Annotated in this window: 10 protein-coding genes and 1 pseudogene; 7 read left to right on the forward strand and 4 right to left on the reverse strand. The window is 54.3% G+C overall.

Going from position 1 to position 13,143, the window contains the following annotated elements; genetic code table 11:
• Positions 1-383: 383 nt before the first annotated feature.
• The 4 genes from hemY to hemC are packed head-to-tail and all read right to left on the reverse strand — an operon-like array spanning position 384 to position 4,415.
• On the reverse strand, positions 384-1,580 hold the full coding sequence (gene hemY, locus HA51_RS06175) for a protoheme IX biogenesis protein HemY (RefSeq protein WP_084933204.1): 1,197 nt from the start codon (positions 1,578-1,580) through the stop codon (positions 384-386).
• Between the two features lie 2 nt (positions 1,581-1,582).
• The gene (gene hemX, locus HA51_RS06180; RefSeq protein ID WP_084933207.1) at positions 1,583-2,713 is read right to left on the reverse strand and encodes a uroporphyrinogen-III C-methyltransferase; all 1,131 of its coding nucleotides are present in this window, start codon (positions 2,711-2,713) and stop codon (positions 1,583-1,585) included.
• Positions 2,714-2,736: 23 nt separating this feature from the next.
• Positions 2,737-3,477, reverse strand: a complete 741-nt coding sequence (gene hemD / locus HA51_RS06185) for a uroporphyrinogen-III synthase (RefSeq protein WP_084933213.1) — start codon at positions 3,475-3,477, stop codon at positions 2,737-2,739.
• The gene (gene hemC / locus HA51_RS06190) at positions 3,474-4,415 is read right to left on the reverse strand and encodes a hydroxymethylbilane synthase (RefSeq protein ID WP_084933334.1); all 942 of its coding nucleotides are present in this window, start codon (positions 4,413-4,415) and stop codon (positions 3,474-3,476) included. Before hemC ends, hemD begins: the two co-directional genes overlap by 4 nt.
• Before the next feature lie 312 nt (positions 4,416-4,727).
• Here hemC and HA51_RS06195 point away from each other — a divergent pair, with 312 nt between their 5' ends.
• From HA51_RS06195 to uvrD, 7 genes and pseudogenes are all read left to right on the forward strand, one after another.
• Positions 4,728-7,289: a class I adenylate cyclase gene (locus tag HA51_RS06195; RefSeq protein WP_084933216.1), complete on the forward strand. Its 2,562-nt coding sequence runs from the start codon at positions 4,728-4,730 to the stop codon at positions 7,287-7,289.
• Between the two features lie 135 nt (positions 7,290-7,424).
• Entirely contained in the window at positions 7,425-7,628 is a 204-nt protein-coding gene (gene lptM, locus HA51_RS06200) for an LPS translocon maturation chaperone LptM (protein ID WP_084933218.1), read from the forward strand.
• 29 nt (positions 7,629-7,657) lie between these two features.
• Complete coding sequence (gene dapF / locus HA51_RS06205) at positions 7,658-8,482, forward strand: diaminopimelate epimerase (RefSeq protein ID WP_084933337.1); 825 nt, start codon at positions 7,658-7,660, stop codon at positions 8,480-8,482.
• Positions 8,479-9,183: a DUF484 domain-containing protein gene (locus HA51_RS06210; protein WP_084933220.1), complete on the forward strand. Its 705-nt coding sequence runs from the start codon at positions 8,479-8,481 to the stop codon at positions 9,181-9,183. The genes dapF and HA51_RS06210 overlap by 4 nt, the downstream gene beginning before the upstream one ends.
• Positions 9,180-10,081: pseudogene (gene xerC, locus HA51_RS06215) on the forward strand (tyrosine recombinase XerC). The gene HA51_RS06210 and the pseudogene xerC overlap by 4 nt, the downstream one beginning before the upstream one ends.
• Positions 10,078-10,794 (forward strand): 5-amino-6-(5-phospho-D-ribitylamino)uracil phosphatase YigB, encoded by a 717-nt coding sequence (yigB, locus tag HA51_RS06220; protein ID WP_084933223.1) that lies wholly within the window; start codon positions 10,078-10,080, stop codon positions 10,792-10,794. The pseudogene xerC and the gene yigB overlap by 4 nt, the downstream one beginning before the upstream one ends.
• Positions 10,795-10,968: 174 nt before the next feature.
• The gene (gene uvrD / locus HA51_RS06225; protein ID WP_084933340.1) at positions 10,969-13,131 is read left to right on the forward strand and encodes a DNA helicase II; all 2,163 of its coding nucleotides are present in this window, start codon (positions 10,969-10,971) and stop codon (positions 13,129-13,131) included.
• Positions 13,132-13,143 lie beyond the last annotated feature (12 nt).

The raw sequence follows: 13,143 nt of genomic DNA on the forward strand, positions 1-13,143 counted from the left end.
ACAGTAATCATGATGCCGGATCAATGCTATCCCGCTGATTTAAAATAACTTATCCCGTCATCTGCAATTTTGGCACGGCTTGTGCAATAATTAGCGTGTAGATGCTCATTCCACCTCTTATGTTTGCTGATGCTACATAAACCTGGGAATGATGCAGAGCCCCTTACGGTATCCGTTGTCCAGCCTGGCAGTATTTGCGCACGCTTTACTGCAGTAAGAAGGACATTACGTTGAGTCGGATACCATCAGTTGTCTGAACGACCTGATCTTACACCTGCTTATGGCAGGTGTTTTTTTATCTGCACTTTACTGGCATTCAGGCAAAAAACAGGCAAAAAAAAGCCGGGACAAGCCCGGCGTGCACAAAAGTAACAATCGTAAAATCAGTTGCCTGGATTGGTCTTCAACGTTAGTAACAGGCCTTCACGGCGCATTTTTGCCGCGTCTTCCGGACGGTGCAGACGGTCATACACATCGGCCAGCCAAGCGTAATCAAACGCATCAGGACGCTGTGCTAACGCCTGTTCGAAAGCTTCTGCTGCCTGTTGCCATTCACCATGACGCATCAACATCTGACCCAGCGTGCTGTGCAGCAGCGGCGTCGCACCATGTTGTTTCATTTGCTGGCGTAGCGCTTTCTCCAGTGATTGCGGATCGCCGCTTTTGATGCGTGGCATCAGCAGCACCAGGCGATCGTCATACTGGCGTTTCAAGCCTTCCAGCACGATGTTTTGTGCCGTATCGGGATCGTCACACTCAATCAGATGCTCAACCATAGCGACCTGCAACGCCGTTTCTTGGCGCGTTTTACGGCTCTGGTTTTGCCACCATTTCTTCAGGCCTTCACTGCCCTGGTCGGCCATTGCCTGATTCATCAGGCCCAGCCAGGCCTGCTGCTGCAATGCTTCACGGTGTACTTCGTCGTTCACCTGAGATTTTTGCATCGACGGCAAAATATCGAGCAATGCGCCCCAGGCGCCGGTACGAATATAAGCCTGTTCAGCCAGGCGCAGCACTTCTGGATGACGCGGTGCCACTTCCAGCAAACGGTCAATGCCGTGGCGCGCCGCATGGTCTTCATTACGTGCTAGCTGTAAGCGTACGCGGGTGATTTCAACCGGAATAGTGTCGTTCTCAGAAAGCTCAGACGCACGTTCCAAATGTTGGTTGGCACGCACCTCGTCACCGCGCTGTTGCGCCGCTTCGGCCGCCAGTAAATAGTTGGCGACGGGCTGATCGGCGTGATCGGCATTCTTCGAAAGCAGTTTTTCTGCCTGTTTATAGTCACCTTCCGCCAGTTTCATCAGTGCACTTTGCGTATGGCGCTGGGCACTGCGGCGCTTGCGGCCTGTAAACCAACCACGGGTACGGGCGCCGGTACGTAACAGGCGGCGTAAAATCCATTCAATGCACAGAATGACCAGTAGGCTGAGAATCAGGATAATGACCAGACCGGTCACACTGGTCTCAATATTCCAGTTGTCTGTCTGGATCAATACATAGCCCTGATGGCCCGCGATCATCGGCCCCAACACCACCCCTGCAATCAGCAGGAGGAAAAGCACTAATACTTTTAGCATGCTTAGCCTCCCTGTTGAGTAGCCGGAACGGATGGCTGCGCCAGTAGATTTCTCACGCGGGTTTGCATCAGTTTTTCCAGCAGTGCCTGGCTCTCCAGCGTATCGGGCACATCCATTGAGATGTTTTGCTGGCTGAGTTCATCTAACTGAGCAAGAAACGCTTTAGTCGCGGCATCATTGGTGTCGTACCAGGCGCGGACCCAGGTAGATACCGCATCAATCGACTGTTTGTAGATCTCATCCTGATGACGCGGCACTGCTTGTGCCGCAATCAGCAGGCGAGAACGAATGTTTTCACGTAGATAGACGTCTTGATTCGGTGCCAACAACGGCTGTGCCGTGTTGTCGCGGCGGCGAATGGTAATGAAATCATCCATGAAATTGTGCCAGCTTTTCACCAGGTTTTGACGCCATTCATGCAGCGAGCTGGATAGCTCACCGCCGTCCGCATCCATCGGCGAATCATCACTGTCATTGTCGGCCAGGCGCAGATTATCGACGCCATTCGACAGCTGATTGAGTTTGAGGATGATGCCGTCGTAATCCACCTGGCTGACGGTTGACAGTGAACTGATGTCCTGCGTCAGCGCGCGGCGCACATTCATGACGCTGGGGTCATTCATGTCAGCCAAGCTGGTGTCTGCGCTTTTTAGCAGCGCAGCGGCGGTGGTGACATCCTGGTCGCTCCACAGTTTGCGACCTGCCAGTTTCACCAGGTAGTCAGCTTGCGCCACCAGCCAGGTGCGCGTGTCGTTGCCGGAAATAGTGGCGACTTTATCACGCAGGGTTTCCAGCTCTTTGGCGCTGTTGTCCTGCTGAGTACGCGCTTCCTTTAAAGCCGTATTGGCTGCATCCAGCTGTTGCGTGAGCTGTTGTTTGTCGCTGCCCAGTTGCTGTTGCAACGCGCTGAGCTGCTCGCTGAGGTTCTGGTTAGTTTGAGCCTGTAAGTCGGCCTGGTGTTTCCCATTCAGGTAAAGTCCTGCGCCAATCGCTAGCGCAATCACAATCGCCACCGCACTCAGCACTTTGCCATCGTTTTTTTTATCACGAGGCTTTTTATTGTCTGGCTTGGGGGAAATGTCCGCTGGGGTGGTTTCTTCAACCATGGCGGAGGGGGCTTTTTGTTCCGTCATTATGGCTCATCCCATTGTTAAGTTCAGCGTAACGCACGCAGCAGCGCATCGTTATCGGCACCATCGGCTACGTCAACGTCCTGCCAGCCTAATTCGGCGGCTTGCGTAGCCAAACGTTCACTGACGACCACCAGCCGACAGTGTAATAACCATTCCCGACGATCGATTGGCGGAAACAGTGCAAACAGTTGTTGTAACATCTCACCGCTGGTGACCACCAGTGTAGTGATACCCCGGTCGCGCCAGCGTCGGCCCTCAATGGCACCCTCATAATGCTTTTCACAGCGCTGATAGCACTCGCAATACTCAACGCTGGCACCCCGTGCGATCAGCGTCTCTGCCAGTAATTCCCGGCCCGGACTGCCACGCAAAATTAATGCCCGCCTGCCCGCGACCTGCTGCAAACGATTGAGACGCACCAGTTCTTCACTGGTCTCCCGCGCATGAGGGTAGTCTACTTTTAGATGACTGACGGTATGCAATGCCAACGCAGTGCTGCGGCCTATCGCATAATAGTCAAGCGCATCGGGCCAGACGAGGGCGTGACGTTGCAGGGCGGGGTGCGCAAAAAGCACCACTTGCTGCGACAGCAAAAATACCATATCGCCTGGCTGCAATACCGCGAGCTTTTGTGGCAGATGTTCTAAATCGCGACCCGGCGTGAATTCAATCAGCGGTAAGGTCCACGCCAGCTTGCCTTGGGTTCGCAAACGCGAAACCAATTCACTGGCGGCGGGCTCTGGGCGGGTCACGAGGATGGTCATGCGGGAGGTTGTCCTTGATAGACGTCACGCAGAATGTCACGGGCACCGCCATCCAGCAACTCTTCTGCCAGAGAAATACCCATCTGTTCAGCCTGCTCGCGCGGGCCACGACGTTCACCCACCACCATTTGATGGCCATCCGGCGAACCGACCAGGCCGCGCAGCCATAACTGGTCATCTTCCAGTACCGCAAAGCTACCGATCGGCACTTGGCAACCGCCTTCCAGGCGGGTATTCATGGCGCGTTCAGCACGGACACAGACTGCGGTATCGCTGTGATTTAAGGCTTCCAGCAGGGTAATCAGTGCGTGATCGTCAAGACGGCACTCAATACCCACCGCCCCTTGGCCCACAGCCGGCAAGGAGATTTCAGCCGGCATTGCCTGACGAATACGCTCTTCCAGCCCTAAACGCTTGAGCCCCGCCGCAGCAAGGATAATGGCGTCATATTCACCGGCGTCCAGCTTACCCAGGCGGGTGCCAACGTTGCCGCGCAGCGAGCGAATCACCAAATCGGGACGACGTGCACTGAGCTGGCATTGACGACGCAGGCTGGATGTACCGACCACCGCACCCTGCGGCAGTTCATCAATCGAGTGGTAATGATTAGAGACAAACGCATCACGCGGATCTTCACGTTCGCAGATGGTCACTAATCCTAAACCTTCGGGGAAATCCACAGGGACATCTTTCATGGAGTGCACCGCAAGATCGGCGCGATTTTCTAACATAGCCAGTTCGAGTTCTTTGACAAACAGCCCTTTACCCCCCACTTTAGCCAGCGGCGTGTCGAGGATAATATCGCCCTTGGTCACCATCGGAACCAGCTCAACGCGCAGCCCCGGATGTGCCGCCATCAGGCGCTGTTGGACATATTGTGCCTGCCACAAGGCAAGAGGACTTTGCCTGGTAGCAATTCTGAAAATTTTGTTTAACATACTGTTAACCATTTTGATCGTTCATCGATTATCCTATCATTGATAGGGGAATGCTGTCAGTTTCAACGGATTGAAAAGGCCCCGATGTCAGATTTGGTCACTTAGGGCGACGTAATCTGAGGTCGAAGTCCGAAAAAGCAGGGCTACCAACGGAACGTGCTAAACTGTTAGGTAGCGCAACTTTCTTTACGGTCAATCCTCCAGGTGTTAGATTGATCACGTTTCCAGCAATAATTTGCCCAACATCTTTATTATTAAGCGGCAGGTTTTGGAAACAGGGTGCTTAACACTGGGACAATCAGGCGAAACGTCTTGTACCTCTACATTGAGACACTGAAACAGAGACTGGATGCAATTAACCAGCTGCGTGTTGATCGCGCACTGGCTGCCATGGGGCCTGCTTTCCAGCAAGTCTACAGTCTGCTGCCAACATTACTGCACTATCATCATCCGCTGATGCCGGGCTACCTTGAAGGTAACGTTCCCCACGGTGTCTGCATCTTCACGCCTGATGAAAATCAACAGCTGCTGCTGCAAGATCTCGCAGGCGATCAGCCACTGGATCTCAGTACGGCCGTCAAAGGCGAACGTCCTATCACCGGCATTTACTCAATGGGCAGCACGTCGTCCGTTGGGCAGAACAGCGTGTCGGATCTCGATATCTGGGTGTGCCACCAATCCTGGCTAGATAATGAAGAGCGCCTCAATCTGCAGCGCAAGTGTACGCTGTTGCAGAAATGGTGTGTGTCAATGGGTGTGGAAGTCAGTTTCTTCCTGATTGACGAGAACCGTTTCCGTCATAATGAGAGCGGCAGTCTTGGTGGTGAGGACTGTGGTTCAACCCAACATATTTTGCTGCTGGATGAGTTTTACCGTACCGCTGTACGTATGGCGGGCAAACGCATCCTGTGGAATATGGTGCCCGGCGAAGAAGAACACCATTACGACGAATACGTGATGTCACTCTATTCTCAAGGTGTGTTAACGCCGAATGAGTGGCTGGATCTCGGCGGCCTCGGCACGCTGTCCGCGGAAGAGTATTTTGGTGCCAGCCTGTGGCAACTGTATAAAAGCATCGACTCTCCTTATAAAGCCGTGTTGAAAACGCTGCTGCTGGAAGCCTACAGCTGGGAATATCCCAATACGCAGTTGCTGGCCATGGATATCAAACAGCGCCTGCACGATGGCGAAATCATCTGCTTTGGTCTCGATCCCTACTGCATGATGCTGGAACGTGTAACGCGTTATTTGACCAGTGTCGACGACATGGCGCGTCTCGATCTGGTGCGTCGATGTTTCTACTTAAAAGTGTGTGAAAAGCTCTCGAGCGAAGATCACCATCATCAACGCTCAGGCTGGCGTCGCGAGATTCTGTCGCAGCTGGTGAAAGAGTGGGGCTGGGATGATGAGAAATTAGCGGTATTAGACAACCGCGCGCAGTGGAAAATCGAACGTGTGCGTGAAGCGCACAACGAACTGCTGGATGCGATGATGCAGAGTTATCGCAACCTGATCCGTTTTGCCCGCCGTAACAATTTAAGCGTCAGTGCCAGCCCGCAAGATATCGGCGTGCTGACGCGTAAACTGTATGCCGCGTTTGAGGCACTGCCGGGTAAAGTGACGCTGGTGAACCCGCAGATTTCGCCGGATCTCTCGGAAGAAAATCTGACCTTTATTCATGTGCCGGAAGGCCGCGCCAATCGCGCCGGTTGGTATCTTTACAACCAGTCGCCGGACATGAGTTCGATCATCAGCCATCAGCCGCTGGAATATAACCGTTACCTGAACAAGTTAGTGGCATGGGCGTGGTTTAACGGGTTGCTGACCAGCAAAACCCGTCTGCACATGAAAGGTAATGAGTTCTGCGATCTGCCGCGCTTGCAGGAGTTGGTCAACGATGTGTCGAGCCACTTCCCGCTGCGTGTACCGGCACCGACGCCGAAAGCGTTGTATAGCCCGTGTGAAATCCGTCATTTGGCGATTATTGTCAATCTTGAGCACGATCCGACCTCGGCATTCCGCAATCAGGTGGTGCATTTTGATTTCCGCAAGCTGGATGTGTTCAGCTTCGGCCAGCAGCAACAGTGCCTGATTGGCAGCATCGACCTGCTGTATCGCAACTCGTGGAATGAGGTGCGTACGCTGCACTTCAGTGGCGAGCAGGCGATGATTGAAGCGCTGAAAACCATTCTGGGCAAAATGCATCAGGACGCTGCGCCGCCCGATACGGTAGAAGTGTTCTGCTACAGCCAGCATTTGCGCGGTTTGATCAGAACGCGAGTGCAGCAGCTGGTTTCTGAATGCATTGAACTGCGTCTGTCGAGTACGCGTCAGGAGCCAGGCCGCTTTAAAGCACTACGTATGGCGGGACAAACCTGGGGTCTGTTCTTTGAACGTATGAGTGTATCGGTGCAGAAGCTGGAAAATGCGGTGGAGTTTTATGGTGCGATTTCCAATAACAAACTGCACGGTTTGTCGATCAAAGTAGAATCGAACCAGACGCCGTTACCGCCGGTGGTCAACGGCTACGCCAGCGAAGGCATCATCCAGTTCTTCTTTGAAGACACCACGAACGATCGTGGCTTTAATATTTATATCCTCGACGAGAGCAACCGCGTTGAGGTGTATCACCATTGCGAAGGCAGCAAGGAAGAGTTGGTGCGCGACGTGAGCCGTTTTTACTCGTCCTCGCACGACCGTTTTACGTACGGCTCCAGCTTTATCAATTTCAACTTGCCGCAGTTCTATCAGATTGTGAACACGGGCGATCGCTACCAGGTGATTCCGTTCCGCAGCCAGACGCTGGCGCAACTCTGCGCCACGCAACCCGATAACGACAACGGCGACTTCCAGCCGCGCTACCAAATGCACTGATCCCGCCAGCGTTCGCGCGGTGGGATTGGCTTTTCCTCTGACATGCTCCCGGATTTGCGGGTATTTCCTGTTGCTTTTACAACGTCAACTGCGATGATAAGCAGCCAAGGCTTAAGGACAGAAAGAGCAGACAGAATGAGACGAATAATAAGTCAGCTGGGTATGGGGCTGGCGCTGGTCAGCCTGGTAGGCTGTGGCCTGAAAGGACCGCTGTATTTCCCGCCGAAAGATCAGCCAACCAAGAGCAATCAGCAAGTGACTGAGCAGCAGCAAAAAGCCGCTCAAAACGCTGACGTGAATGGGTTGGTCACCACTAAACCTGGTGTGCAGGCGAACTAATCTCTATGAGTAATCCGGCGGAGCAGAAAATGCAGTTCTCGAAAATGCACGGTCTCGGCAACGATTTCATGGTTGTGGATGCCGTGACGCAAAACGTCTTTTTTTCGCCGGAGCTGATTCGCCGTCTGGCGGACAGGCATCTGGGGATCGGTTTCGATCAGCTGTTGATCGTCGAACCGCCTTACGATCCGGATCTCGATTTTCACTACCGAATTTTCAACGCCGATGGCAGTGAAGTGGCACAGTGCGGCAATGGCGCACGCTGCTTCGCGCGCTTTGTGCGTCTGAAAGGATTGACCAACAAAAGCGACATTCGCGTCAGCACACAAACCGGCCGCATGGTCCTTAGCGTGACCAGCGATGAGTTAGTGCGCGTGAATATGGGCGAGCCGAATTTCGACCCGCAGCAGGTGCCATTACGTGCCAATAAAGCCGAAAACCTTTATCTGCAACGTGTAGCGGACCAAACGGTGATGTTTGGTGCGGTATCAATGGGCAATCCGCATTGCGTGATTCAGGTGGAGAGTGTGAAAACCGCGCCCGTTGAGACGCTCGGCCCGGAGTTGGAAAGCCATGAGCGCTTCCCAGAACGGGTGAATGTCGGTTTTATGGAAGTGGTCAATCCCGAACATATCCGTCTGCGCGTGTATGAACGTGGCGCAGGCGAAACCCAGGCGTGTGGCAGCGGCGCATGTGCGGCGGTGGCCTGTGGGATTCAGCAAGGCATTCTGGCGGAGAAAGTCCGCGTTGATTTGCCTGGTGGAACTCTGCATATCGCCTGGAAAGGGGCAGGTCAGCCGCTGTTTATGACCGGTCCAGCCACACACGTCTACGATGGGTTTATTCATCTATGAAAAATATCGAAGAGCAAACCGACAGCGCGGTTTTGCTGGACGATCAGTCGGTTAGCACCTTCCTGCGCCAGAATCCCGATTTCTTTATACGCAATGCGCGTCAGGTCGAACAGATGATGGTGCCGCATCCGGTGCGCGGCAGTGTTTCGCTGGTGGAGTGGCATATGGCCCGTCAGCGCAACCACATCCAGCAGTTGGAAGAGGAGATCACCCTGTTGATGGAGCAGGCTACGGCTAACCATCAGCTGTTTGATCGCCTGCTGTCGTTGCAGAGCCACCTTGCTTCCGCTGACAGCCTGCAAGAGATGCTCACGCGTTTGCATCGCTGGGCACGCGAACTTGGCCTCGCCGGTGCGCATGTGCGCGTATTCAACGACCATTGGCACATTGGTGCGCCTTCTGATTTCACCCAACTCGGTCTGTCGCGTCAGGCCTTTGAGCCGCTGCGCATCCAACGTTTTGGTCACGAACACCATTACCTTGGTAGCCTCAACGGTCCTGAGCTGCTGCTGTTATTACCGCAGGCCAAAGCGATTGGTTCTGTCGCGATGTCGTTGATGGGGGAACGCGGTGAGCTGGGTGTGCTGATATTTAGTAGCCGCGATAATCAACACTATCAGGCGGGTATGGGGACACTGCTGTTGCAGCATCTGGCGCAAATGTTGCCCGAGCTGCTGTCACGTTGGATTGAACGTGCATGAGCCCGTTGCTGCCCGCCGTTGAAGGCTTTCTGCGTTATCTGAAAGTCGAACGCCAGCTTAGCCCGCTCACGCAAAAAATTATACTCGCCAATTGCAGGCGATAATGGCCATGGCCGATGAGATGAAAATTACCGCTTGGGCCCAGCTGGAACCTGCGCAGGTTCGCCAACTGGCGGCGCGCAGTCGTCGCGGGGGTTTGGGTCCTAGCAGCCTGGCGTTACGCATGTCGGCGCTGCGTAGTTTTCTCGACTGGCAGGTCAGTCAGGGCATGTTAAGTGCCAATCCCGCCAAAGGTATCTCAACACCCCGCAATGCTCGCCACCTGCCAAAAAATATGGACGTCGATGAGGTCAACCAATTACTGGAAATCGATCTTAACGATCCGCTGGCCGTGCGCGATCGCGCCATGTTGGAAACCATGTACGGCGGCGGGCTGCGCCTGTCTGAGCTGGTCGGTATGGATTGCCGTCATGTTGATTTAGAAGCCGGTGAAGTGTGGGTGCTGGGTAAAGGCAGCAAAGAGCGCCGTGTTCCCATCGGCGGTACTGCTGTGACTTGGCTTAAGCACTGGTTACCGCTGCGTGAAAGCTTTGCGCCACAGGATGATGCCATGTTTGTCTCCAGCCGAGGCAGCCGCATTTCCGCGCGTAACGTGCAGAAACGTTTTGCCGAGTGGGGTATTAAGCAGGGTGTGGCCAGTCATATCCATCCGCATAAGTTGCGTCACTCATTTGCCACCCATTTGCTGGAGTCGAGCGGCGATCTGCGCGCAGTGCAGGAGTTGCTGGGGCACGCGAATCTTTCCACCACGCAAATCTATACCCATCTTGATTTCCAGCACTTGGCGACCGTATACGATGCAGCACATCCACGTGCTAAACGAGGAAAGTCTGAATGAAGTTCTACCGTCCGCTGGGGACGATCAAAGCGATCACCTTTGATCTCGACGATACCCTTTATGACAACCATCCGGTGATCCGCAAAACCACGGCTGAATCCCATGCCGCTTTGCAGGCCTATCATCCGGCGCTGCGTGAATTTACCCCAGCTGATTACCAGGCGCTGCGTGACGAATTGTTAGTGCAAGAGCCTGAGATTTATCACGATGTTTCTGAGTGGCGCCGTCGTTCGGTTGAACGGGCGATGCTTAATATCGGTTTATCCGCCACTGAAGCCACTGCGGGTGCCAGCGAAGTGATGAGTGTGTTCCATCAGTGGCGCAGCGAAGTGGAGATGCCAGAAGAGACGCATCAAACGCTGACGTGGCTCGGGGAGCGCGTGCCGCTGGTGGCGATCACCAATGGCAATGCCTGCCCAGAAAAGCTGGGTATTGATCACTACTTCCAGTTCGCCCTGCGCGCCGGTCCCCATGGCCGCGCGAAACCCTGGCAGGATATGTATCAACTGGCATCCGATCGTTTGGGCATCGCGCCTGAGCATATTTTGCATGTGGGCGACGATCTCACTACCGACGTGGTGGGTTCACTACGCGCGGGCATGCAGGCCTGCTGGATTAACCTGCGCGGCGGTAATTTGATGAAGATTGACGATGCGCGTTTGGTTCCGCATGTGGAAATTCATCAGTTGGCATCGCTGACCTCGCTGCTATAATGCTGTATGTTCATCCAGCTAATGGCTGGGTGAGGACAGGCATTTCCTGACGCACCATTTGTAGCGGCGTAATTTATTGCACGTTAAATCACTCCGCTACAATGGTGCGTTGCTTAAATGCTGGGAAACCGCATTTCTCAATTCTCCTTTTATTACTTTGGCAAAACGGTGCTTATGGACGTTTCTGATCTGCTTAACGGCTTGAATGACAAACAGCGCGAGGCGGTCGCCGCACCGCGCAGCAACCTGCTGGTGCTGGCCGGAGCAGGCAGTGGCAAAACCCGTGTGTTGGTACATCGCATTGCCTGGCTGCTGTCGGTAGAAAACTGCTCACCCTATTCGATTATGGCGGTGACCTTTACCAATAAAGCCGCGGCGGAAATGCGTCATCGTATCGATCAGTTGATCGGCACCAGCCAAGGCGGTATGTGGATTGGCACTTTCCACGGCCTGGCGCACCGTTTACTGCGCGCGCATCACCTTGATGCCAATTTGCCGCAAGACTTCCAGATTCTCGATAGCGATGACCAGCTGCGCCTGCTTAAGCGGTTGATCAAAGCCATGAACCTTGATGAGAAACAATGGCCTGCCCGTCAGGGCATGTGGTACATCAACGGCAAGAAAGATGAAGGTTTGCGGCCGAAGCATATTGAGAGCTACAACAATCCGATTGAGCAAACCTGGCTGCGCATTTACCAGGCGTATCAGGAAGCCTGCGATCGTGCAGGCTTAGTGGATTTCGCTGAACTGCTGCTGCGCGCCCATGAGCTGTGGCTCAATAAACCGCACATTCTCAATCATTACCGTGAGCGTTTCAGTAACGTACTGGTGGATGAATTCCAGGATACTAACAACATTCAATATGCCTGGATTCGCATGCTGGCGGGTGATACCGGTCGCGTCATTATCGTCGGCGATGACGATCAGTCGATTTACGGCTGGCGCGGTGCGCAGGTGGAGAACATCCAGCGTTTCCTGCAGGATTTCCCTGGCGCGGAAACCATTCGCCTGGAGCAGAACTACCGTTCGACCAATAATATCCTGAAAGCCGCCAACACCTTGATCGCCAATAACAATGGCCGCCTCGGTAAAGAGCTGTGGACCGATGGCAGCGATGGCGAAAAGATTTCCCTCTACTGCGCGTTTAACGAATTAGACGAAGCGCGCTTCGTGGTAAACCGCATTAAAACCTGGCATGAGAACGGCAACGCGCTGCAGGATTGCGCCATTCTCTATCGCAGTAACGCCCAGTCACGCGTGCTGGAAGAAGCGCTGCTGCAAGGCAGCATGCCATACCGTATTTACGGTGGTATGCGCTTCTTTGAACGCCAGGAGATCAAAGACGCATTGGCCTATCTGCGTCTGATGGCCAACCGCAATGACGATGCCGCCTTTGAGCGTGTAGTGAACACGCCGGTACGTGGCGTGGGCGATCGCACATTGGATGTGGTGCGCCAAACCGCGCGCGATCAGCAATTGACCCTGTGGCAAGCCACACGTGAGCTTCTGCAAAACAAAGCGTTAGCTGGCCGCGCCGCCTCTGCATTGCAACGTTTCTGCGAACTGGTGGATTCGCTGGCAGCAGAAACCGCCGACATGCCGCTGCATGTGCAAACCGATCGGGTGATTAAAGATTCCGGTCTATGGATCATGTACGAGCAGGAAAAGGGCGAAAAAGGCCAGGCTCGTATCGAAAACTTAGAAGAACTGGTGACGGCCACGCGCCAGTTCAGCTATCAAGACGAAGATGAAGATTTGATGCCGCTGCAGGCGTTCTTGTCGCATGCCGCGCTGGAAGCCGGTGAAGGCCAGGCCGATAAATGGCAGGATGCGGTGCAGTTAATGACGATGCACTCGGCTAAAGGGCTGGAGTTTACTCAGGTATTTATCGTCGGCATGGAAGAGGGCATGTTCCCGAGTCAGATGTCGCTGGATGAAGGTGGCCGTCTGGAAGAAGAGCGTCGTCTTGCTTACGTTGGTGTTACGCGCGCGATGGAAAAGCTCACGCTGACCTACGCCGAAACCCGCCGTCTTTATGGTAAAGAAGTGTATCACCGCCCATCGCGCTTTATTGGCGAATTGCCGGAAGAGTGCGTTGAGGAAGTACGTCTGCGCGCCAGCGTGAGCCGGCCGGTGAGCCATCAGCGCATGGGCACGCCGCTCGCGGAAAACGACAGTGGTTTCGCGCTGGGACAGCGTGTACGCCATGCCAAATTCGGTGAAGGCACCATCATTAATCTCGAAGGCAGTGGTGAACACAGCCGTCTGCAAGTGGCGTTTCAGGGGCAGGGGATCAAGTGGTTGGTGGCGGCTTATGCCCGCCTGGAAACGGTGTAGCGCGGTTGCGCT

Origin of the sequence: Pantoea rwandensis, from assembly GCF_002095475.1 — a bacterium.
In the GTDB taxonomy this organism is placed as follows: domain Bacteria; phylum Pseudomonadota; class Gammaproteobacteria; order Enterobacterales; family Enterobacteriaceae; genus Pantoea; species Pantoea rwandensis.

Coding starts and splice junctions, on each gene's coding strand:
- hemY (WP_084933204.1), bottom strand. CDS start 1,580: ATGCTAAAAGTATTAGTGCTTTTCCTCCTGCTGATTGCAGGGGTGGTG.
- hemX (WP_084933207.1), bottom strand. CDS start 2,713: ATGACGGAACAAAAAGCCCCCTCCGCCATGGTTGAAGAAACCACCCCA.
- hemD (WP_084933213.1), bottom strand. CDS start 3,477: ATGACCATCCTCGTGACCCGCCCAGAGCCCGCCGCCAGTGAATTGGTT.
- hemC (WP_084933334.1), bottom strand. CDS start 4,415: ATGTTAAACAAAATTTTCAGAATTGCTACCAGGCAAAGTCCTCTTGCC.
- lptM (WP_084933218.1), top strand. CDS start 7,425: ATGAGACGAATAATAAGTCAGCTGGGTATGGGGCTGGCGCTGGTCAGC.
- dapF (WP_084933337.1), top strand. CDS start 7,658: ATGCAGTTCTCGAAAATGCACGGTCTCGGCAACGATTTCATGGTTGTG.
- HA51_RS06210 (WP_084933220.1), top strand. CDS start 8,479: ATGAAAAATATCGAAGAGCAAACCGACAGCGCGGTTTTGCTGGACGAT.
- yigB (WP_084933223.1), top strand. CDS start 10,078: ATGAAGTTCTACCGTCCGCTGGGGACGATCAAAGCGATCACCTTTGAT.
- uvrD (WP_084933340.1), top strand. CDS start 10,969: ATGGACGTTTCTGATCTGCTTAACGGCTTGAATGACAAACAGCGCGAG.